Origin of the sequence: Chryseobacterium elymi (assembly GCF_003385495.1) — a bacterium.
Taxonomy (GTDB): domain Bacteria; phylum Bacteroidota; class Bacteroidia; order Flavobacteriales; family Weeksellaceae; genus Chryseobacterium; species Chryseobacterium elymi.
Genome location: NZ_QNUH01000001.1, coordinates 373304 through 396153, shown reverse-complemented (window position 1 = coordinate 396153; position 22850 = coordinate 373304). Strand labels below are relative to the sequence as shown.

Here is a 22850-nt window from a genome sequence, read left to right as displayed (position 1 = left end):
ACCCGTAAAAGAGTTTCTGTTTTTTCAATTCCAGACAGTGATTTCGATAATCAAATAAATTATCATAACTTGCATCAATTATGATGTCCAAACGTTGCAAATATGCTTTAAAAGCAATGGTCAGGTTAGCAAGAAACTACAATCAGGGGTTTTTGTCAACTGCTATTATCGCACAGGATGAGAATATTTCCAAAAAGTTTTTAGAACAGATTCTTCTTGAGCTGAAAAGAGCCAAGCTGGTCAACAGTAAGCAGGGAACAGCAGGCGGCTATTATCTCCTGAAATCTCCTGACGACATCTCGTTGGCAGATATTTACCGTATTTTTGAAGGCCCGATTGCGTTAACTCCCTGTATTTCAATAAATTTTTATGAACCTTGTGACGACTGTGTTGATGAAGCGACATGCTATCTTAGAAATGAACTGATCATAGTAAGAGAAAAAACCAGAAAAAGCATGATGGAAGCTACCCTTACTTCCTTTATAAAAAACAGTTGAAATTTTTTTTAATTTTTATATCCTACTAATTTGGTAGGATAAATAGGATTTGTATATATTTGCAGAAGTTAATTTCAATTAAAAATGGAAAACGCTCTGAAAATAGAATTCAATAACCTTATTGAAAATGCCACTACAGGTGTTTTTAATGCCGATTTTTTGCATGTTCTGGCAGAAAAATTTCCAGGGGAAGTTATATTTTCTACCAGCTTCAGCTATGAAGATCAGGTTGTGAATCATCTGATAAAAAATATTAATATTGATGTTTTTACGCTCGATACCGGGAGACTTTTTGAACAGACCTACGAAACCTGGACCTCATCCAGGGCTTTTTTCAAAAAGAACATCAAAGCCTATTACCCCGACCCGGAAGCACTGCAGAAATTCGTCTCGGAAAACGGACCGGATTCCTTTTACCAGTCAGTAGAAAATAGAAAAGCTTGCTGTGACATCCGAAAGGTTCAGCCTCTGAAAAAGGCCCTTCAGGGATATAAAGTCTGGATTACAGGCTTAAGGTCTCAGCATTCTGCTGGCAGGAAAGAAATGCCGCAGCTGGAGTGGGACTCCGATCATCAGATTATTAAGTTTCATCCTATCCTTCACTGGACCACAGAACAGGTGGCAGACTATGTAAAAACCCATCACCTTCCTTATAATCATCTTCACAAGAAAGGATTTGTAAGCATCGGATGTGAACCCTGCACCAGAGCGATCAAAGAGGGCGAAGATTTCAGAGCCGGCCGATGGTGGTGGGAAGATGCCGATAAGAAAGAATGCGGCTTACATGTTCATCAATAAAAAATATACTATGTCATTATATCATTTAAATTATTTAGACCAGCTAGAATCCGAGTCCATTTATATCCTGAGAGAGGTAGCGGGACAGTTTGAGCGACCTGCTTTACTGTTCAGTGGCGGAAAAGACAGCATTGTTCTGGCCCATCTGGCAGCAAAAGCATTTCCACACGGAAAGATCCCTTTTACATTTGTACATGTAGATACCGGACACAATTTTCAGGAGGTTTTAGATTTCAGAGATCAGCTGGCCGGAGAAATGAATGTGGACCTGGTTGTACGGAAAGTGGAAGATACTATTCAGAAAAGAAAACTGACTGAACCGAAAGGCAAGTTTCCAAGCCGTAACTGGCTGCAAACCTTTACACTGCTTGATGTAATTGAAGAGTTTGAATTCGACTCATGCGTCGGGGGAGCAAGACGAGATGAGGAAAAAGCCCGGGCAAAAGAAAGAATATTTTCTGTAAGGGATGAATTCGGGCAATGGGACCCCAAACTTCAAAGACCGGAGTTGTGGAATATTTTCAATGGAAAAATTCATAAAGGTGAAAATGTAAGGGTTTTCCCGATAAGTAACTGGACCGAATTGGATGTATGGAACTACATTCGCAGAGAGCATATAGACCTGCCATCTATTTACTTTTCGCATGAAAGAGAAGTTGTAGACCTTAATGGGCAATGGATAGCTAATTCTGAATTTGCCGTACTGGAAGAAAGTGACATTGTAACAACAAAACGGATCCGTTACCGCACAGTAGGAGATATGACCTGTACCGCTGCCGTAGAATCTGAAGCGGCTACCGTTGACCGGGTAATTGAAGAAATTGTAGCCACCAGAATATCAGAAAGAGGAGAGACCAGAATTGACGACCGTGTTACAGAAGCGGCCATGGAAGACCGGAAAAAAGGAGGCTATTTCTAATAGATAATCAATCAGACATTATTTATCATGTATCACTCATAAATAAAAAATCGTGGATATATTAAGATTAATAACAGCAGGAAGCGTAGATGACGGTAAAAGTACCCTCATCGGAAGACTGCTTTACGATAGCAAGAGTATTTTGCAGGATCAGCTGGAAGTACTTGAAAAACACTCTAAAAATAAAAACGATGATGGGGTAGACCTGGCTCTTTTAACGGATGGGCTCCGTGCAGAAAGAGAGCAGGGAATTACCATTGATGTTGCTTACCGATATTTTTCGACATCAAAAAGAAAATTTATTATTGCAGATGCTCCGGGACATGTTCAGTATACCCGAAACATGATAACCGGAGCCTCTAACTCAGATCTTATGGTCATTCTCATCGATGCTCGTAAAGGAGTTATTGAGCAGACTAGAAGACATTCCATTATTGCCTCATTGCTTAAGCTGAAAAAAGTAGCTGTTGCGATCAATAAAATGGACATGGTGGATTATTCAGAAGATGTTTTTGAAACCATAAAAGCAGAATATTCTAAGATCGCAGAAGAGCTGGGTTTGAATGATGTTACCTATTTTCCGATTTCAGCATTGAAAGGGGATAATATCGTTGCCTTATCTCCTGTTACAGACTGGTATAAAGGAAGTTCCCTTCTTGAATACCTGGAAGAAGTACAGCTTGATCAGGTGCAAAACAGCGGCAGCCGTTTTCAGGTGCAGTATGTTATCCGTCCGCAAACCGAAGAATTGCATGATTACCGCGGTTATGCCGGGCAAATTGTAAGCGGAAGCTTTCAGAAAGGAAATAAAATAGCTATACTTCCGGCAGGGATCATTACAGAAATTTCTGCAATAGAAATTAACGGAGCTGAAGTACAGGAAGCATTTGAAGGACAGCCTGCTGTCATCCAGATTAAAGATGATATAGATGTAAGCAGAGGAGATTTCTTTACCTCGGCAGAAGAGCTTCCGAATGTTGAAAAAGAAATAGAAGTATTGCTGTGCTGGCTTGATCATAAAGCCCTGCAGCCGGGCAATAAGTACCTGCTGCAACATCACAGCAGACAGTTAAAAGCCGTGGTAAAACAGGTTGACTACAAAATTAATGTCAATACACTGGAAAAAGAAACGGCAGAAGAAGACATCAGACTCAATGAAATTGCAAAAGTAACCATACGGATGGCACAGCCTTTAGTATTTGATGATTTTATAAGCAATAAAAAAACAGGTTCCGCTATTCTGGTAGATGAAACATCCAATGCAACCGTAGCAGCCTGTATAATTCAGTAGAAAATGGAGATATCAGATCATTTTATTAAGAGAATCCTTGAAAAAAAGCAAAACAGCTCTATCAGTTTCTTTGATCAGAACAAAATGGAAAAGTTTGTCATGGAGCTGTATAACCTCCTGTTTCTTCCCAAACAGATAAACACGGGTGATCAGCTTGATCAGGATTTTGAAATGCTGAATAAGCTTCTTTTTGATTTAATAGGAAGTACAGAGGTTGATGAGGTTTCCGTTGACAATCAGGCCAATGCTTTTTTTCTGGCCCTGCCAAATATCTATGATAAGTTGATTCTCGATGCTGAATCTATCCTGGAATTTGATCCCGCAACAGAGTCTTTGGAAGAAATACTTCTCTCTTATCCAGGTTTTTTTGCAACCTATGTCTATAGGATTTCGCATCAGCTTTGGGTTCAAAAAGTAAAAACACTGCCACGTGTCATCTCAGAATATGCGCACAGCAGGACAGGAATAGATATTCATCCCGGAGCCGTCATTGGAGACCATTTCTTTATAGACCACGGAACCGGAATAGTGATCGGAGAAACAACAGTGATTGGCAATCATGTGAAGCTATATCAGGGAGTAACGCTGGGAGCTTTAAATGTTTCAAAAGATAAAGCTAATGAGAAAAGGCATCCCAATATTGAAGATTACGTGATCATTTACTCAGGGGCAACCATTTTAGGAGGAGATACAACCATCGGCAGAGACAGCATCATAGGAGGAAATGTATGGATCACCCAAAATGTACCTTCCAATTCCTTAGTCTATAATAAAAGTGAAATAAAAATAAAAGATAACGGACCTCTTCCCGAATCTTTAACATTTGTGATATAAACAACAAAACAATATAAAATTGAATCGGTATGAAGTTCCAAAATACATTAGAAACTATCGGAAATACCCCGGTCGTAAAAATTAATAAGCTTTTCGGTGCCGGGCATGACGTCTGGATCAAACTGGAAAAAGCAAATCCGGGGGGAAGCATCAAAGACAGAATTGCTTTATCAATGATCGAAGATGCTGAAGCTAAAGGTCTTTTGAATAAAGACAGCATCATTATAGAACCTACAAGCGGGAACACAGGAATTGGACTTGCCCTGGTAGCTGCTGTAAAAAACTATAAGCTGATTCTCGTGATGCCCGAAAGTATGAGTTTGGAACGCCGTAAAATTATGGAATCATACGGAGCAGAATTCGTTCTGACTCCAAGAGAAAAAGGAATGAAAGGAGCCATTGAAAAAGCAGAAGAACTGGCAAAAGAAACCCCAAATTCATGGATCCCGAGACAATTTGATAATCCGGCTAATGTAAAAGTCCATATAGAAACCACAGCCCAAGAAATCCTCAAAGACTTTCCGGAAGGACTTGATTACCTTATCACCGGAGTCGGAACCGGAGGACATATCACCGGAATTGCCCAGGTCCTTAAGCAGAAGTTTCCCAATATCAAAGTAATTGCTGTTGAGCCCGAACTGTCTCCCGTACTTAGTGGAGGTGCTCCCGCTCCACATCCTCTGCAGGGGTTGGGTGCCGGATTTATCCCGTCCATACTGGATACCGCCATATTAGATGAAATTGTTCAGATCAATAAAGATGAAGCTTTTGAATACACAAAAGATGCCGCCAAAAAAGAAGGCCTTTTCGTTGGGATTTCAACAGGAGCAGCTTTAGCTGCAGTAGCAAAGAAACTGCCTGAAATTTCTGAAGGATCTACCATTCTAACGGTCAACTATGATACAGGCGAAAGATACCTGTCCATAGAAGGCCTGTTCTAGACACCTCTAATAAAAAGATTAAAAATGAAACAAAATAGTAATTCACCACAGGTTTTCCTTGTAGGTGCAGGGCCCGGCGACCCCGATCTCATCACTGTAAAAGCTGTAAAAGCCATTGCTTCGGCCGACGTTATCCTGTGTGACCGCCTCGTAAGTTCTGAGATAATAGACCGTTACGCAAATAAAAAAGCAGAAATTATATATGTCGGAAAAGAATGCAGTAAAAATGCCTCTACACCGCAGTCCCGCATCAATACATTAATTGTTGGCTATGCTTCTCAGGGAAAAACCGTGGTAAGGCTTAAAGGTGGCGACATCTCCTTTTTTTCCAATGTTCTGGACGAATTGAAAGCCCTCAAAGAGCATTATATCACATTTGAAATCATCCCTGGAATTACAGCAGCTTCAGGAGCAGCGGCCTATGCTGGAATACCTTTAACGGCAAGAGGCTATGCCACATCGGTTCGGTTCCTGACCTATTATAAAACAGAAATTCTCAGTGATGAATACTGGAAAGAACTGGGAACATCAGAGGATACCCTTGTCTTTTATATGTCTAAAGGAAACCTTAACGGACTGGTAGATAAATTTTTAGCATTAGGGAAGACCGGTGACAAAAAAATTGCAGTTATTGAGCAGGCTACTACGCCTTATCAGAAAGTATATACCTCATCCATAGAAGATTTTCATGCAAATTTTGGGAATAAAGACTTTGTATCCCCATCGCTGGTCGTGATAGGAAAGGTTGTTAATCTGCATGAAGAATTTTCGTGGCTGGAAACACCTATACAGGAAGGGATTTACTTTAAATCTGTAACGAACGGAACTTTAGTATCAAACCATCAAAACCTATTTGAATATGCTGTCTGAAATTAAATTAAAAGCCCTTAAAGAAATATCCGGTGATTTTTCTAGGGATGAAGCAGTCTGGGCCAGTGGTTTTCTGGCAGGCCTTGCAGGATCATCCGCTACATTAGGAGAGACTATTCCTCTTGCTGCTCATGCAGAAACGATTTCTGCAAAGAAAATTACCCTTGCCTACGGTACTGAAACCGGAAACAGTAAAAAACTTGCGGTAGAACTTGCGGGGATCATCAAGAAAAAAGGCATTCAGGTAAAGCTGGCAGACCTTTCCCAGTATAAGCCTAAAGATCTTGCCAAAGAAGACCTTTTCTTTGTCATCATCAGCACACAGGGAGAAGGTGAGCCGCCCATTCTTGCGAAGAAGTTTTATGATCATATTCATGAAAATGACTTGAACATCAGTAATTTGAAATTCGGAATCCTTGCTCTGGGAGACAGCAGCTATCCGTTGTTCTGCAAGACAGGAGAGGACATTGATTCCCGTTTTGAAGTATTGGGTGCCCAGCGCATTCTTCCTCTGAAAAAATGTGATATTGATTATGGAAAGGAAGCTCATGACTGGGCTGACCATATTCTGGATGTGGCTAATAAAACAAAAGAAACTACTCAGAAAACTACGGTTGCACCCAAGACAACAACGGGAAGAAAAAAATATCAGGGCAAAATTTCAGCAATCATCAATTTAAATGATATAGGATCTGATAAAGAAACCTATCATATTGAAATAGAGACAGAAGAGCCATTAACCTATAGCTCAGGGGATGCATTGGGCGTTATTGCCCTCAACCCGAAACATGAAGTGGATGAGATCATTGCCCTTACCGGGATTAATCCTCAGAAACAGATTACAACGGCTAAAATTACAGCAAGCGCAGAAGAACTTCTCTACAAACATCTTAATATCAGTTATCTGCTTAAAAGTACAGTTGCACAATATGCAGAAATCACAGGACAGCATGTTCCTGAAGTAAGATTAAGTCTTCTTGATCTGCTGAGGATCTATCCGGTGAAAAATGCAGAGGATTTTGAACAGGTACTTAAGGTTTTAACCGGGCAGTCGCCACGTTTATATTCCATTTCTTCATCCTTGGAAGCTCATGGCGATGCAGAAATTCACATCACAGTAACAAAATCCGAGTTTTTTATTAATGATAAAAAGCAGAACGGACTCTGCAGTAATTTCCTGGCTGAATTTAAGGAAGGAGAAACTCTTGAATTCTATATTCAGGAAGCCAAACATTTCAGATTACCCAAGCCGGATAAAGATATCATTATGATTGGTCCCGGAACCGGGATTGCGCCTTTCAGGTCTTTTCTGTATGAGCGCGATGCGATTGGTGCAGAAGGGAGAAACTGGCTTTTCTTTGGTGACCGGACATTCGTTTCAGATTTTCTTTATCAGGCCGAACTACAGGACTTTCTGAAAACCGGGACTTTGACCCATCTGGATCTTGCTTTTTCCAGAGATACAGCCGAAAAAATATACGTTCAGCACAGGCTGGAGCAAAAAGCACAGGAGGTCTATCACTGGTTGGAAAGCGGAGCATCACTCTATGTATGCGGAACAAGAGATCCTATGAGCAAGGATGTTGAAAAAACCATTCTGAATATTATTCAGGATAAAGGAAAACATAGTGTGGAAGAAGCTCAGGCTTACTTGGAAGAACTGGAACTCAGCGGCAGATATGTAAAAGATGTGTACTAAATCATAAATGGATCAATATGACAGATAATAATAACCTTTCGCCCGTAGAAAGGATTAAAACAGCCAGTAATGGGCTAAGAGGAACTTTAAAAGAAAGCCTGTTGGACGATTTTACAGGGGCCATCAGAGAAGATGACCAAACACTAATCAAGTTTCACGGGATGTACCAGCAGGATGACCGGGACAGGCGTGAAGAAAGAGTCGCGAAAAAACTGGAATGGCTGTACTCCTATATGATTCGGTTGAGGCTTCCGGGAGGATTTTTAACTTCTGAACAATGGGCAGGACTTCATGAAATTGCAGAAAATCATTCCACAGGAGTGATCAAAATTACCACACGCCAGACTATTCAGCTGCATGGGATTTTAAAATCTCATGTAAAACCCACCATTCAGAGTTTCAATTTGCAGCATCTGGATTCCATTGCAGCATGTGGTGATGTGAACAGAAATGTGACCTGTACCTCAAATCCTTCCGAATCGCCTTTGCATCAGGAGGCTTATGAACTGGCGGGAAAAATAAGCGAAATGTGCCTGCCCAAAACAAAATCGTATTATGATCTGTGGATCAATGACGAATTGGTCGTTGACAGAAAAGCTGAAGAAGATCCTCTATACCAGGACAGGTATCTGCCCAGAAAGCTGAAAATTGGAATTGCCGTTCCTCCCAATAACGATGTGGATGTTTTTATTAATGACATCGCGCTGATTGCGATCATTGAAAATAATAAAATTGTCGGTTATAATATTGCGGCAGGCGGAGGATTGGGAGCCACACATGGGAATGAAGCAACCTATGCACGCTTGGCATCTCTCCTGGGTTTTGTAGACACAGAAGAAAAAGTATTAAAAGCTGTGTATGAAATTATCACGGTACAGCGTGATTTCGGGAACAGAAGTGACAGAAAATTATCAAGGTTAAAATATACAATAGACAAACTTGGCATCGAAGGATATAGAACTGAAGTAGAAAAAAGATGTGGTTTCAGTTTTGAACCTGCCAGGGAATTTAAGTTTGAGCAGAGAAAAGACCGTTACGGTTGGGTACAGAATCATGAAGGAAAATGGTTTTATACTTTATTCGTAGAGCACGGACGTGTACTGGATACAGATGAATATCCTTTAAAATCAGGGCTGTTAAAAATTGCTGAAACCGGGAAAGTCAATTTCCGCTTTACCTGTAATCAAAACCTGATTCTGTCTGATATTTCGGAAAATGATAAAGCTGAAATTGAGGCCCTGCTTAAAGAATCAGGAATATCCACCTATACTGACGAAGCTAGTGCCCTGCGTAAAAATTCCGTTGCCTGCGTAGCATTGAATACCTGTTCATTGGCTTTGGCAGAAGCTCAGCGCTATTTACCCTCTTTAGTCACCAAAATAGAGCCTGTCCTTGAAAAATATGGCCTTCAAAACGAAGATATTACCATCAGGATGACTGGGTGTCCCAATGGGTGTGGAAGATCACCCAATGCCGAAATTGGATTTGTGGGTACAGCATATGGCAAATATAATCTTCATATCGGCGGGGACAGACTGGGTACACGCCTGAATACAAAATTTAAAGAAAGCATCGGTGAGGAAGAAATCATAGAAACCCTCGACCAGCTTTTCAGAATCTATTCGGAAGAGAGAAATACAGAAGAAACCTTTGGTGATTTCTCCTACCGCTATTTACAAACCGTAAAATAGAACGTAGGATCACCCTTCTTTACCGGCAGAAAAAGCAAAAATATTGTCAGCCCTATGATCTAAAACTTTAAATAGATGAGTAACTTTTTATATCCCATTTTCTTAAAACTGGAGGAATTATCACTGCTTGTCATTGGCGGGGGCAATATTGCTTTGGAAAAACTGGAATCTGTTCTTGTCAATTCTCCGGGAGCACGCATTAAGCTGGTAGCCCTGGAAATAAGTGACCAGGTTAAAGAATTAAAACAGAATTATCCCAACCTTACTCTGCACGAGAGGTCTTTTACCGATAATGATTTTAACAGTGCCGATCTTGCGATTGTAGCGGTTAATGATATTTTTGTAGCGGAGCAGATCCGTGACAGGGCTCATCAGAATAATACACTGGTGAATATTGCCGATAAGCCGGATCTGTGTGATTTCTATCTGGGCTCCATTGTAAGAAAAGGAAATCTTAAAATTGCAGTTTCTACCAATGGAAAATCTCCAACGGTTGCTAAACGGTTGCGTGAGATTTTAACGGAAACAATTCCCGATGAAGAAATGGACGGTCTCTTAGACAATATGCAAAACATCCGTAACCAGCTAAAAGGAGATTTTACATACAAGGTAAAAGAACTGAACAGGCTTACAACACAATATCTGGGTGAAAAAAAAGATCAGCCGGAAAGAAAACTGGAGATGGAAAAACTAATCAACATCACCAAAACAGTACAGAGAAGAGCTAATATTTACCTTGGAATTATAGGTGTCCTGACAATGGTAGGTGTCCTTGCACTGATTATTTACCAGTTTAACCTGTCCGGGGATATCCAGAGTTTTCTCAGTAAAGACGGGCATATTTTTTACTGGATGCTGTTGGCCGGATTTCTGGCAGAAATTGTCGCCGGATCTATGGGCATGGGATATGGAGTGATCTGTACAACGATCCTTTTGCTCCTGAATGTTCCGCCTCCGGTGGTGAGCGCAAGTATTCATTCCGCAGAATCATTTACATCGGCAGCGGGAAGTATCAGCCATTATAAATTAGGAAATGTCAACAAAAAAATGGTCTGGGTTTTATTTCCTGTGGCTGCTGTGGGGGCTTTTATCGGAGCTTTTGCGCTGTCTCATTTCGGGGAGCACTATGCTCATATTGTAAAGCCGGTCATCGCCTGCTACACTCTTTATTTGGGAATCAACATCCTTAGAAATGCTTTTAAAAGGAAGAATAAAAAATCAGGAAACAACATACAGAAAAAGAGGACAAATCTCAGGGTATTGGGATTGGCAGGCGGGTTTATTGATTCTTTTGCCGGAGGAGGCTGGGGACCGCTTGTGACTGGAACCCTGATTAAAGAGGGAAGAACGCCGCGGTATGTAGTGGGCAGTTCGACTATGGCTAAATTTTTACTGACCGTAGTCAGTGCACTGACTTTTATTTTCACCATTGGGATTCATCACTGGAATATTGTGCTTGGCCTTCTTCTGGGAGGTGTTTTTACAGCTCCTTTTTCAGCGATGTTTGCTTCAAGGCTGCCTGCCAAAAAAATGTTTGCGGTAGTAGGTGTAGTGGTGATTGTGATGAGCCTGATTACGATTGTAAAATCATTAACATAGCTATTTTTTGAATCAGAATATTGGAGATAAACACCGGTTTTCATGTCTGGTCTGGTTTATCCGGAATTACATATCAGTTATCGAAATTTTAAATTGAATATAAATATTTGAAAATCAAAATAATGTTAGATTTGTATGCCTCATCTATAAACTTGTTTAGTTTTATTATATTTGAGAAAATCAAAAAGTAAAAATGTTTCTTACTGAATGTCCTAGAGATGCCATGCAGGGTTGGGGAGAATTTATCCCTACCGGCAAAAAAATAGATTATATCAACTCTCTGATGGAGGTTGGCTTCGATGTATTGGACTGTCTGAGCTTTGTTTCCCCGAAAGCAATTCCACAGATGGCTGATTCCGATGAGGTGGCTGAAAATATAGATAAATCCTTATCCAATACGAAAGTTTCTGCCATCATCGGGAATTACAGAGGTGCTGAAAAAGCATTAAAACATCAGAATGTAGATATTTTAGGCTTTCCGTTCTCTATTTCGGAAACATTCCAGCACAGGAACACCAACAAAAACCAGGAAGAGGCTTTTGAAGAAATCATCAGGATGCTTGAGCTCGTAAAAAGTGAAGGAAAGCAGCTGAATATCTATTTTTCTATGGCCTTTGGAAATCCTTACGGAGAAATGTGGAAATGGGAAGATGTAGATTTCTGGGCCAAAAGGTTTTCAGACATTGGAATTAAAGATGTTTTGCTTTCGGACACTACAGGCGTTGCCACTCCTGAAACCATTGCCCTTTTATTTGAAAAAATTCCTTCTCAATATCCTGAGATCAATTTCGGGGGACATTTCCATAACCGTTACGAAGATTCCTATTCAAAGCTGAAAGCTGCTTACGATAAAGGCTGCAGAAGATTCGACAGTGCCATCAAAGGAATCGGAGGCTGTCCTATGGCCAAAGATGATCTGGTAGGAAATATGCCTACAGAACAGGTGATCAACTTTATGAGCGTAGAAAAAGTGGAGCACAAGTTGAATTTATTAAATTTTGAAAGTTCATATAATAAAGCGAAGGATATCTTTCATTTTTAGTTAAGAAATAGCATCTCGCAAATCAAGCAGATGGATCGGATGAAATTGCTTTTAAAGCATAAAAAATCTGCGTAATCTGGAATAAACAAATATCAATAGGAGCGGGTTTTAATCAACTCTCCTATATTAAACTCGCTTGGCTTTAACTAAAACTTATCATTTAACCCCAAAATCACCAAAAATGTCACCCATAATCTCATCATCCCAGCTAAAAAAACTTTCACCAGAAAACCTCATCATTCTTGATGCCAGAGTAGGAAAAGATGTACATCAAACTTACCTTGAGAAACACATCAAAGATGCCCGTTTTATAGATCTTGATAAAGATCTGGCAGAGATCGGAGAAAATGCTGCTTTTGGAGGAAGGCATCCACTTCCTGATATTACAAAATTTGCAGAAACACTTTCCAGGCTTGGGATTTCTGAAGATTCACATGTTGTGATTTATGATGATAAAAACGGAGCCAATGCAGCGGCAAGAGCATGGTGGATGCTGAGATCCTTCGGATTGCAAAACGTTCAGGTTCTGGATGGAGGATTTCAGGCTGCTGAGAAAGAAGGTATAGAATTTTCATCTGGTGAGGAAACTCTTGAAAAAGTTTCTGTCATTAAAAAAGAAGATTGGCTTCTTCCGGTTAAGATCTTGGAAGATGTTGAGAATGAAATAATAAACCATTCGTCGACCATTGTTGATGTAAGAGATGCTTACCGTTACAAAGGCGAATCTGAACCTATTGATCTTGTAGCCGGACACATACCGGGAGCAATTAATATTCCTTTTTCTGAAAATCTTGATGAGAACGGAAGCTTCCTGAAACCTGAAGTTTTAAAAGAAAAATATAAGGAGCTTTTAAAAAATAAACCTCCACATCTCATCATCCACTGCGGATCTGGAGTTACGGCCTGCCACACTATTTTAGCACTGGATTATGCGGGTTTTCCTATTCCTGATTTGTATGTAGGTTCATGGAGCGAATGGAGCCGGAGAGAAGGAAAAGAGATTGCAAAAGAGGGTTAAAGGCTGGAAGAGGGACGCTGGAAGTTACTGTCAGGCTTATTATTTCTGGCAGCTTGATTTTAAAAAGTATACCTTTCTTTATTTAGATTTTATGATAGCTTTGCTCACGCAGATTAAGCAGAAGAGAAGATTTAGGATGATGCACAAAATCTTTGATTTTTTTTACTTGAGTGAACTTTTTTCGCAGCATCAATTTAATCTTAATTAAACTTAAGTGTTAAAAAACTTTTGAGCTTTTGTGGTTAATATTTTTAAGCTCAGAATACACAGATTTTCTCAGATGGCGATGTATATTTTTTGAAACATTATGATCTGTGAAAGAGATAAGAATAATTAAGGAAAATCTAAAATTTTTTTAAACCAAAAGCTCCTTAAAGCAAAGCTCAAACTTAATATTCTTAACAACTTAAATTAAATCTTAACGGTTCTTTTTTTATCCCAATTATGCAAATAAAGCGGATTAATGTAAAATCTGCAGTATCTGATTAATCTGCGTGAAAATTTAATCTAATATAGAAAACCCCGGAAATTTCCGGGGTTTATGTTGTATTTGTGTAAAAAAAGAGTTTTTATGGGAAGAGAGTAGTTTTATGAATTCCGAAAACCTCCATCTTCCTGCTTCCATCTTTCTTACCAGAATTTAAAGCATTCCCAGTTCAAACTTTGCTTCTTCACTCATCATATCCTTGTTCCAGCTAGGCTCGAAAGTAAGCTCTAAATCTACGCTTTTCACTCCTTCCACTTCTCCTACCTTGTCTTTTACTTCCTGAGGCAGACTTTCTGCAACCGGGCAGTTCGGGGTAGTAAGGGTCATTATAATTTTTACATCGCCATCCTCGGAGATCTGTACATCATATATCAGTCCTAATTCGTAAATATCTACCGGGATTTCCGGGTCGTATACGGATTTTAAGACGCTGATGATTTCCTCACCAATGTCAGCAATTTGATCGTCTGTAAATTTCATTTTTTAATCTAGATTGATATTCCTTTTCAACAAATCTTCCTGACGCATCCGCCGGAAAACATTTGCCAAAGTTAAGACATCTTTTTCACAATAGTCAACTATTCGCTGCAAGTCTTTTTCTATGTAGTAGATTGATGAAACCATTGAGCCGTCTATATCATCCTTGGGAGTAGGAATTCCAAAGACATGGGCCAGCAGTTCCAGGGAAACAAAACTTTTATAATCTCCGAATTTCCATAGCTCCATCGTGTCAATATGCGGAATCTCCCAGGGCTTTTTTCCAAACATCTGGAACGGAACCGGAGGCTGGATTCCATTAATAAGATACCTTCTCGCAATCCATGGAAAATCAAATTCTTTTCCGTTGTGGGCGCAGAGAATTACGTTATTCAGTCTCGGGCTGTTGAAGATTTCTCCGAATTTCCGAAGCAGCTTCTTCTCATCGTGACCTGAAAAGCTTTTGATCTTTAAGGTTTCATTCTTTTCGACCATTCCGATGGTAATGCAGATAATTTTTCCAAACTCGGCCATAATGCCGGCACGGTCATAGAATTCTGCTGCACTAACGTCTTCTTTTCTCTGAAATCTTGTTTTCTTTTCCCAAAGCATCTGTTCTGTTTCAGGAAGGTCTTCCCATGATCCGGATCCCGGAACGGTTTCAATATCAAGGAATAAGATCTTTTCTAATGGAATGTGTTGTATCATATATGTTTGTGTTTTATCCTATCGACATTCCGTTTTTTACGGGTAGTGAAGGTGTTAAAAGGGTAACATCTTTTTTATTTTCACCATACACTCCCATTACAAGACATTCACTGAAGAAATTAGCGATCTGTTTTCTGGGAAAATTTACAACAGCCATTACCTGCTTTCCTATGAGCTCTTCTTTTTGATAAAGAGAGGTGATCTGTGCAGAGGATTTTTTGATTCCAAGATCTCCGAAATCAATTTCCAGTTGGTAAGAAGGGTTTCTTGCTTTCTCAAAATCGGTAACTGAAATTATCGTTCCGCATCGCATGTCTATTTTTTCAAAGTCTGCCCAGGATATTTCCGGCTTTATCGTCATAGTAATGAATTGATTAAATGTTCCACTTCAGCTTTTTCTGCTTTATATTTCTGCTGCAGTCCCGATCCTTCGCCCATTCTTCTGTAATATTCAAGTGCCTGACCGCCAAAGAATTTTTTATAATGATCCGAAACTTCCGGAATCTGTGGAAAGACTTTATGGAAAAGCATTTCATAATACGCCTGAAATTCACGCTCATTTTTGTCTTCGATCACCTGTCCGGGTGCTTTCTGCCGTACATGAAGCATTTCATGGGCAACCATATTCAGAACGAGGTTCAGATCAAAATCAAATAAATTCTTTGGGATCATTACGGTCTGAGGCCCTCCCAGTACGCCTTCTGCGGTCAACAGCATAGAAGTGGGAGAGAGCTCTTCCCTGAATCCAAAACCTGCAAAGTTTTCATGTTCCAGGTCAAAGGAATGGATTAAAAATCGGGCGGCATCCAGAATTTGGTCGTGTTTTTTGTAAGCCTCAAGGTGTAAGTTGATCTGCTCGAAATTCATTCAGAATATGTTTTAAACAAATGTATTAAAAGTATTTATTTTTTACAACTGAACTATTTTATGGATGATAAATAAAGCGAAAATGAAAAATCCGGTAAATTTTGAAAATCTACCGGATGAGTGAGTTATAAATGGTTTTGGGCTATGTTGATTAAAGAAAGAAAATTAGATCAGCTCAAGTCATGTTTTAGGGCGAAAAGAACCAACCCAACTCTGTTTTTTACTTCCAGTTTCAGGAAAACAGAGTCTCTGTATCCATCAATGGTTTTTGGGCTGAGAAACATTTTGTCTGCTATTTCTTTGTAAGTAAGCTCGCTGCAGGCCCATTTTATAAATTCTTTTTCCCGGCCTTTTAATTCGGAAAGGAGAGACGCATTTTTAATGTCTTCTGTTTTTACCTTTAATAATTTCTGAGCGACGAAATCGGTATAGAAGCTGCCTTTATCAAATACGGTATCTATTGCCTGAAAAAGGATGTCTGGCTGCATATCTTTTAGCAGATATCCCTTCGCGCCAGCTTTGAGCATTTTGATAAGAACTTTTTCATCATCTTCCATGGTCAGGGCTATCACTTTTATGTCAGGGTGATGTTCGGTGAGCCATTCTGTGGTTTCTATACCATTTTTATAAGGCATATTAATATCCATCAGCACTACAGCAGGTAATTCTGAAGCTTTTTCTATGGCGGCAATAAAATCTTCACCGTTGGGATGATTCATGATCACGCTGTACTGAGGGTTTTCCATGATCATATTTTCCAATGCCTTAGACATTAACGTATGGTCATCAACGATAGCTATAGGAATAGTTTTCATATGAAGTGTTTGTAATAGGTTATTGAGGTTTGTGTTCCTTTATCAAGTTCCGACTGTATGGAAAATTCCGCATGGATCAGTTTGGCTCTCAGTTCCATATTCTTCAGTCCCGAACCGTCCTGTATCTTGTCGGTATTAAAACCTTTTCCGTTATCTGAGATATTAATTCTTAATGAATTTTGGTTATCTTCAAGTTTTATAGATACATTTTTGGCCCTGGAATGCTTTAAAATATTATTGATGCTTTCCTGAATGATCCGGAAAAGAATCAGACCGTGTTTGGGAGCAATATCAATATCGTGTTTCTGGGTGATGAAGTCTATCTTTAATAATTTTAATTTCTGTATTCTTTTTACTTCTCTTTCAATGGATTCCGTCAGTCCGAAATGAATGATCTGCTCTGTAATCAGGGTTTTAGATAGATTTCTGATATCCTGAATACATTCGCCCAACAATTCACTTAGCTCGCTCAGTTCTTCTTTTTCTGCATTTTTCAGCTTGGAAATAAGCTGATTTTGTCTCAAACGGACCACGGAGAGCTTTTGACCTACATCATCATGTAATTCCTGCCCGATGTAATTCAGTGTCTGTTCCTTTATTTCGACCTGGGAGGTTGCGAGCTCTCTTTCAAACCGCATATCTTTTTCTTTCTGCTCGATCAGAAGGGTTGTCTTCTTTTTGATAAAAACTACATAGATGAAGATCATCATTAAAACGACAATAAGTAAGGTAATGGTAAAGGTAATGACCAAATTGTTTTCTTCCATACTGTAAAGTCTTATCTAAGTTTATTCTGTCTGTTCCAAATCAATCCCAATATAAGTATTCCGTTACTGATAAGATTTAGCATAAATAAAATAAAAAAATAGATATGCTCTGAAACGGTAGTCCTGAAATACAGGATCGGAATACTTCCAATAAAAAGAATCAGTAAAGAGACTGAAATCCAAAAAGGCAAATAATTAGTAAGTTCCAGTATTTTATCAGAATTAAACGTCTGGTATAAAAATAAAATAATGGAAAACAGCAACAAAAGGATATCAGTATACAGCATATTAAAAGAAAAGCGATGCAGCAGATCATCTTCTGTATAAAACATAACAACAATATTGACAACAAAAAGGATCAAAAGGATCAACTGCAATTTTTTTAAAAGAGGCCAATACAGTAATTGATAATAATACAGCAGATATAGGAAAAACACGATCATTAAAAAGCCAATCACAAAAAATATTTCAGTAGACCGGTTCATAGCTTTAAAATAGAAATAGCAAAAAATATCAATCAGGGAAAATAATATGTATCCTACGACAAAAAATAAATTCTCTTTCCAGATTTTCCTGTATTTGATAATCATTAAGACCATCACTACAACGGATAAAACCATAGATATTTGCTTCCCTATTTCTATATTCCAGTTCATGGCTTTCTTTTTTACGGCATATCTGCGGTGGAAACTTTAGGTGGAGGAGCAAGATTGGTCATATTGAGAACTTCCATCTCCTTTACATTCAGATTTTCATCCGTGGACATTATTGCTCTGGACATGGTTCCTGAGGTATCTCTTTTAAGATTCTGAGCAGTAGGAACTAAGAAAATGGTCTGGTAGCCGGCGTATTCAGGTTTTGCCATTTTGCTTTTAGGATGATTCTGGGGATATTTTCCCATATAAATTCTGATTCCCGGATTTTTCAGGTGTTGTTTTTTGGCGGTTTCTTTTACATATTTAAGATAGCCTTCCATATCTTCTACAGAAAACCAGTACCAGCGTGAATCCGGCTCTCCGTTTCTGTATTTTGTAAGAATTACATTGTTGGTCCTGGAGTATTCATCATAAAGCACTCTGCCTTCACGGTAACTTATCAGTTTCTTTTTATAGCTGTCACTCACGGGTTCTTTAGGAGGTTCGGAGCAGCGTGTGCAGCTTAGCATACAAAAACTTAAAATAAGCACAGCAAGAAGCGAGCTTAGATTTTTCAATAAAAAAGGAGTTTTCATTTTTATGGTTTTTAATTTTATAAAACAAAATTAGGTAACTACTCAACTCTATAAAAGGGGGAAAACACTGTTTTTGTGAAGAATAAATTTACGACATTTTGTTTTGAATTTCAAGGAGATATGAATTATTATTTGATAATGCTTCTGAATATTATCTTCTTAGACTTTATTTTTCATTGTCTACTATTTGAAATAAACCTAAGGCTTCTTATCATTGAGTACAGATCGTTAAGTATTCCAAAAAGAACTGCATACTTATCTTTTCCTCTCCCAATCCTAATAACTAAATGTTTAGTTTCTAAATTTAAATGAGAAGGGTTTTTTTGAGCTGCTATAAAATGAGGCAATCCTGTGGCTGTCAGAATAAATATCCTAATTTTTCAATGGGTTCAGTGAGACGTGAAATTTTAATTGAAGAAAATTCAAAACTTATTTTCAACACGTCAAGTTCTGTCGCTTCCGGCTCTGATATTTGCTTCAAGAAAAACACATAAATGAAAATTGACATTAAAAATTAAGGTGGACATCCTAGCCGGAAACCACCTAAAAAAATAAGGCTAAAACCTGAAGACTCCTACTAAAAAGGATTTCAGACCTTAACCTTTTTATAAAATCAAACAAATTTACAAAAAAAGATGGAAGAAATTAATCAAAATAATAGCTCACAAACACTATTCAGGTTCGCTACTATGCGTAATGCTGAGCTATCTGATCACGAAAACAAAGAAAGAAGGTTTGTTTTCAGAGATTATGCCACTCAAAAAGGAGTCATTGACCCTAGAGTTGAAGCTGGCGAATCTTTACAGAAAACTTGTGAAGAAATTACAGGTTTAACAATCGAAACTGAAGAATCCTTAAAAGCGCAGGATACAGCATTCTATGAACTTGCTGTTTGGGTAGCAAGAAATAAAGCCAAAGCGACTAAAGAGGAGTTTGATGCTAAAATCAGCCATTATAGAGAATACCACCAACAAATTATTCGTATTGATTCTAAAATCTGGGATAACCTTGTTTATCAGGTGGTTACTCAAAAAGACTTTTATGCCAAGGAAACATTGATGCATCTTTTACACCTTGATCATATCTTAAGATATTATGATGGTTTTTCCCAATCAAGATATGAATATGTGATAAAAGCAAAAGTAGTTCTTCCAAAAGAACTTTTCAAGGCCGGAAGTGGCTCCCAAGCAATGAGTTTCTCCAGAATGGCTGTAGCGGGAGAAGGAGAACTGGGTGAACCTTTCTACAACGAACAAGGCCAGAAGTATACAGAAGCAGTGGGTAACCTGCATCTGAACCAGGATTTATCAGCATCACTGAATAAGCTGGAAAAAGTTTATCAGAAAGAATACCAGGAAGCCTATAAAGTGGCCTATGAAAATTATCTGAAAGAAGTAAAACCCATTCAGGCCGACTATCAGAAACAGTTATCAGAAACAGAGAACAGAAAAAAAGTTATTGAAAACAGAGTTAAGTACCTTACCGAGCTGAGCATTGCTAATCCTGAATTATTTGATTCAAATCCGGGCTTAAAAGAAGAATTATCCAGGTTAAATGAAGAACTTTTAAGCCTTCACGTGTCTCCACTTAACTTACCGGAGTTTAGCTTTGAGTTCAGGCCGGAAATTAATCCTGAAGAACTGGAACGTGCTTTAACCGATGAAAGCAAGTACGCATTAAGTAAAATCTTCGGAGCAGTATCTGTCAGTGAGGCTTTAGAAGGAATTTCTACTTTTGCAGAAGTTTCCGGAGCTGTTATACAAGACAGTCAATTACAGCAGCAGCAGATCCTAAACAATACAGTGATTAACCAGCCTACATTTACCAATATAGGAGGCATTTTAGTTCCTGTTACCAATTCACTGAATAATAATGGAGTTATCCCCTTCACGACAACGACTCGCAGGGTTCCGCTTATGCCTGGTATTGGACATTCAATAGCTGTTACTACGGATATAAACCAGCCCAAACAGATTATTAGTGGAAATTATCAGGTTAAAGTAGGCGGACAGACCATTGCGTCAGGTTCCGGTACCGACCCGTGGAGTGGTGCCGCTAACGTAACTTCCCTCTTTCACAATAATAAAATTCCTCATGTGGATATTGAAAAGTTAGAGGTTATAGAGCTGGAAGGAGCTGTTGTCTTAAGTGACGGGCTTTCCTATACAATGCAGGTGACATTAAGCAGGAGCAATGATGATGTACATTTGTTTCAGGGACGCGGAATATTTACCCCTAAAGACAGGACAACAGATCCTACGGACCCGGAAAACCCTGCCAATCCTACCTCTGAAGGCGCATTTATTCCTTCAGGCTTCGGAATGAAAAATATAGGTATTGCTGATTATCGAAAAGTAGAACAAAGTACATATTGCTATGTGGAGGGAGATGTGGCTCACATCGAAAATATCATGGCAAGAGAGTATAAAGAAAGAGCAACACGAAGACTTAAGCGTAGCGAATCCCAAACCACCAGATCATCAGAATCTGAAAAAGAAAAGCTGACAGATACTACCTCTACCGAAAGGCATGAAATGCAAAGTGAAGTTTCCAAAATACTTCAGGAATCCAAAGACTTTGCCACACAGGCTGGTTTTAATGCTTCATGGGGAGCCGGTTCCGCAAAATACGGTATAAGTACCGGAGCTAACTATGCTACCCACAATTCCAAAGAAGAAAGTAACCGTCAGGCAGTCACTGATGCCAAAGATATAACAGCAAGGGCGTTGGACAGGATTGTTACCAAGGTGAAGGAAGAGCGTATTGATAAAATCCTGGAAGAATATGAAGAAAACAACAAACATGGATTTGACAACACCAAAGGAAGCAACCATGTAGTGGGCGTTTACCGATGGGTAGATAAAGTGGTAAAAAACCAGATCTATAACTATGGTAAGCGTATGATGTTTGAATTTATGATTCCCGAACCGGCAAAGCTCCATAATTTAGGAATGAAAGCCAGCAAAACCACTGAAAACCTATTGATAAAGCCTATAGACCCCAGAACATCCACCGTTAACAAGATGGAGAATTTTGCATCCTTGGATGGAGCTTCAGGAGATATGGTTTTAAAATACTGGTTAAGCAAATACAAGGTAGATATTGATAAAAAGCCAGAAGAAATCATTTATGTAGGTAAAGCCTTTTCCAATACGGTCGGGGATTCAAATGGAAAATCAGAATACGATGAAGCTATCGCCGGAGGTGCGGAAATCCAGATCCCTGAAAACTATGTAACCGTTGCAGCTATAGGAGTAATACAGACAGGAGGAGAAGGAGTGTTAAGCCCTTGTTTAAGAATTGGCGGAACCTATATGGATGGCTCGGAAGTAACGATTAGAAATTTCTATCAGGTAGTTCCTGTTTCTTTCTCCTTGATTGGATCCCATGCCATTGATGTTAATGCAAGTGTAAAATGTAAACTGACTACAGAAGCTAAAAATGAATGGCTCCAGACAGCTTTCAATAAGATCATTGAAGCGTACGAAATTGATTTGGCTAAATATGAAGCTGCTTTAGCAGATGCAAAAGCATTAGGAGCCCAGATCAAAGGTTCCAATCCAGGTTTCTACAGGAAAATAGAAAATACCATCCTGAGAAGGAACTGTATTTCCTATATGCTGAGTCAAAATCCAAACGCAGAATTAACATTCGGGAAAAATAAATATTACCAGACAGATAATTCTACGGAAAGTTTCACCAATACCGAAATAAAAGTAGATGGAACCCTGGACAGATATGCAGCCTTTATAAAATTCATGGAACAGGCTTTTGAATGGGAACTCATAAGCTATTATTTGTACCCTTATTATTGGGGCAATAGAGCTAACTGGGGGGATCTTTATCAGTTTGATGATAATGATCCTGTATTCAGAGCCTTTATGCAGTCGGGGATGGCAAGAGTTATCGTTACTGTAAGACCGGGATTTGAAGAAGCGGTAAGACATTTCTTAGCTACAGGACAAATCTGGAACGGAGGAGAAATTCCGGTAATTGATGATCCTCTGTTCCTGTCTATTGTGGACGAATTGCGTTCACCAAAAGCCACAAAAGAAGGAGAGCCATGGAGAGAGAAGATTCCTACTTCGCTTACTATTCTCCAGGCGGGTTCCATCGGGCTGAAAGTGGAAAAAGCATTGCCTTGTAACTGTGAGCCCGGAGTAAAGTTTGATGATGAATTGGGATCAATATGTGAAACTAATTTTTTACCCAACGATCATCTTCTTGGAGTGGAAACTACTGAAGGACAGAAAGTTATTTCAGGAGACTGGCAATAACAAGAATTACTAATTTAAAAAA

21 protein-coding genes are annotated in these 22850 nt (G+C 39.0%); 13 read left to right on the top strand and 8 right to left on the bottom strand.

From position 1 onward, the window contains the following. Positions 1-80: 80 nt before the first annotated feature. The 12 genes from DRF60_RS01700 to DRF60_RS01645 all read left to right on the top strand — a co-directional run bounded on the left by DRF60_RS01700 (position 81) and on the right by DRF60_RS01645 (position 13199). Positions 81-497: an RrF2 family transcriptional regulator gene (locus DRF60_RS01700; protein ID WP_083996783.1), complete on the top strand. Its 417-nt coding sequence runs from the start codon at positions 81-83 to the stop codon at positions 495-497. 84 nt (positions 498-581) lie between these two features. Then, the gene (locus tag DRF60_RS01695) at positions 582-1295 is read left to right on the top strand and encodes a phosphoadenylyl-sulfate reductase (protein ID WP_116010386.1); all 714 of its coding nucleotides are present in this window, start codon (positions 582-584) and stop codon (positions 1293-1295) included. 10 nt (positions 1296-1305) lie between these two features. Further along, the gene (gene cysD / locus DRF60_RS01690; protein ID WP_116010536.1) at positions 1306-2214 is read left to right on the top strand and encodes a sulfate adenylyltransferase subunit CysD; all 909 of its coding nucleotides are present in this window, start codon (positions 1306-1308) and stop codon (positions 2212-2214) included. A gap of 52 nt (positions 2215-2266) precedes the next feature. Next, positions 2267-3505 (top strand): sulfate adenylyltransferase subunit 1, encoded by a 1239-nt coding sequence (locus DRF60_RS01685; protein ID WP_116010385.1) that lies wholly within the window; start codon positions 2267-2269, stop codon positions 3503-3505. A gap of 3 nt (positions 3506-3508) precedes the next feature. Further along, positions 3509-4339 carry a serine O-acetyltransferase EpsC gene (epsC, locus tag DRF60_RS01680; protein ID WP_116010384.1) on the top strand — a complete coding sequence of 277 codons (831 nt, stop codon included), beginning with the start codon at positions 3509-3511 and terminating at the stop codon, positions 4337-4339. 29 nt (positions 4340-4368) lie between these two features. Then, on the top strand, positions 4369-5280 hold the full coding sequence (cysK, locus tag DRF60_RS01675) for a cysteine synthase A (protein WP_116010383.1): 912 nt from the start codon (positions 4369-4371) through the stop codon (positions 5278-5280). 24 nt (positions 5281-5304) lie between these two features. Continuing rightward, positions 5305-6150, top strand: a complete 846-nt coding sequence (gene cobA / locus DRF60_RS01670; RefSeq protein WP_116010382.1) for a uroporphyrinogen-III C-methyltransferase — start codon at positions 5305-5307, stop codon at positions 6148-6150. Beyond that, the gene (locus DRF60_RS01665; RefSeq protein WP_116010381.1) at positions 6140-7849 is read left to right on the top strand and encodes a diflavin oxidoreductase; all 1710 of its coding nucleotides are present in this window, start codon (positions 6140-6142) and stop codon (positions 7847-7849) included. Before cobA ends, DRF60_RS01665 begins: the two co-directional genes overlap by 11 nt. Positions 7850-7866: 17 nt before the next feature. After that, positions 7867-9540 carry an NADPH-dependent assimilatory sulfite reductase hemoprotein subunit gene (locus DRF60_RS01660; protein ID WP_116010380.1) on the top strand — a complete coding sequence of 558 codons (1674 nt, stop codon included), beginning with the start codon at positions 7867-7869 and terminating at the stop codon, positions 9538-9540. Between the two features lie 75 nt (positions 9541-9615). After that, positions 9616-11139, top strand: a complete 1524-nt coding sequence (locus tag DRF60_RS01655) for a TSUP family transporter (protein WP_116010379.1) — start codon at positions 9616-9618, stop codon at positions 11137-11139. A gap of 193 nt (positions 11140-11332) precedes the next feature. Beyond that, positions 11333-12181, top strand: a complete 849-nt coding sequence (locus DRF60_RS01650) for a hydroxymethylglutaryl-CoA lyase (protein WP_116010378.1) — start codon at positions 11333-11335, stop codon at positions 12179-12181. A 181-nt stretch (positions 12182-12362) separates the two neighbouring features. After that, the gene (locus tag DRF60_RS01645; protein WP_116010377.1) at positions 12363-13199 is read left to right on the top strand and encodes a sulfurtransferase; all 837 of its coding nucleotides are present in this window, start codon (positions 12363-12365) and stop codon (positions 13197-13199) included. 640 nt (positions 13200-13839) lie between these two features. On the opposite strand, the gene DRF60_RS01640 is transcribed toward DRF60_RS01645, so the two are convergent. The 8 genes from DRF60_RS01640 to DRF60_RS01605 all read right to left on the bottom strand — a co-directional run bounded on the left by DRF60_RS01640 (position 13840) and on the right by DRF60_RS01605 (position 18551). Beyond that, the gene (locus DRF60_RS01640; protein ID WP_111954157.1) at positions 13840-14166 is read right to left on the bottom strand and encodes an SUF system Fe-S cluster assembly protein; all 327 of its coding nucleotides are present in this window, start codon (positions 14164-14166) and stop codon (positions 13840-13842) included. Between the two features lie 3 nt (positions 14167-14169). Further along, positions 14170-14871, bottom strand: a complete 702-nt coding sequence (locus tag DRF60_RS01635) for a 3'-5' exonuclease (RefSeq protein WP_116010376.1) — start codon at positions 14869-14871, stop codon at positions 14170-14172. 13 nt (positions 14872-14884) lie between these two features. Further along, positions 14885-15232 (bottom strand): tRNA-binding protein, encoded by a 348-nt coding sequence (locus tag DRF60_RS01630; protein WP_116010375.1) that lies wholly within the window; start codon positions 15230-15232, stop codon positions 14885-14887. Then, positions 15229-15738, bottom strand: a complete 510-nt coding sequence (locus DRF60_RS01625; protein WP_116010374.1) for a hypothetical protein — start codon at positions 15736-15738, stop codon at positions 15229-15231. Before DRF60_RS01625 ends, DRF60_RS01630 begins: the two co-directional genes overlap by 4 nt. A gap of 170 nt (positions 15739-15908) precedes the next feature. Then, positions 15909-16553, bottom strand: a complete 645-nt coding sequence (locus tag DRF60_RS01620) for a response regulator transcription factor (RefSeq protein ID WP_116010373.1) — start codon at positions 16551-16553, stop codon at positions 15909-15911. After that, positions 16550-17320, bottom strand: a complete 771-nt coding sequence (locus tag DRF60_RS01615; protein WP_116010372.1) for a sensor histidine kinase — start codon at positions 17318-17320, stop codon at positions 16550-16552. Before DRF60_RS01615 ends, DRF60_RS01620 begins: the two co-directional genes overlap by 4 nt. An 11-nt stretch (positions 17321-17331) precedes the next feature. Continuing rightward, positions 17332-17976 (bottom strand): hypothetical protein, encoded by a 645-nt coding sequence (locus DRF60_RS01610; protein WP_123902612.1) that lies wholly within the window; start codon positions 17974-17976, stop codon positions 17332-17334. Between the two features lie 11 nt (positions 17977-17987). Next, a complete protein-coding gene (locus DRF60_RS01605) occupies positions 17988-18551 on the bottom strand; it encodes a hypothetical protein (RefSeq protein ID WP_116010370.1) in 564 nt (187 codons plus the stop codon). A gap of 635 nt (positions 18552-19186) precedes the next feature. Between DRF60_RS01605 and DRF60_RS21490 the strand changes: the two genes are divergently transcribed. Then, a complete protein-coding gene (locus tag DRF60_RS21490; RefSeq protein WP_238639951.1) occupies positions 19187-22828 on the top strand; it encodes a hypothetical protein in 3642 nt (1213 codons plus the stop codon). Positions 22829-22850 lie beyond the last annotated feature (22 nt).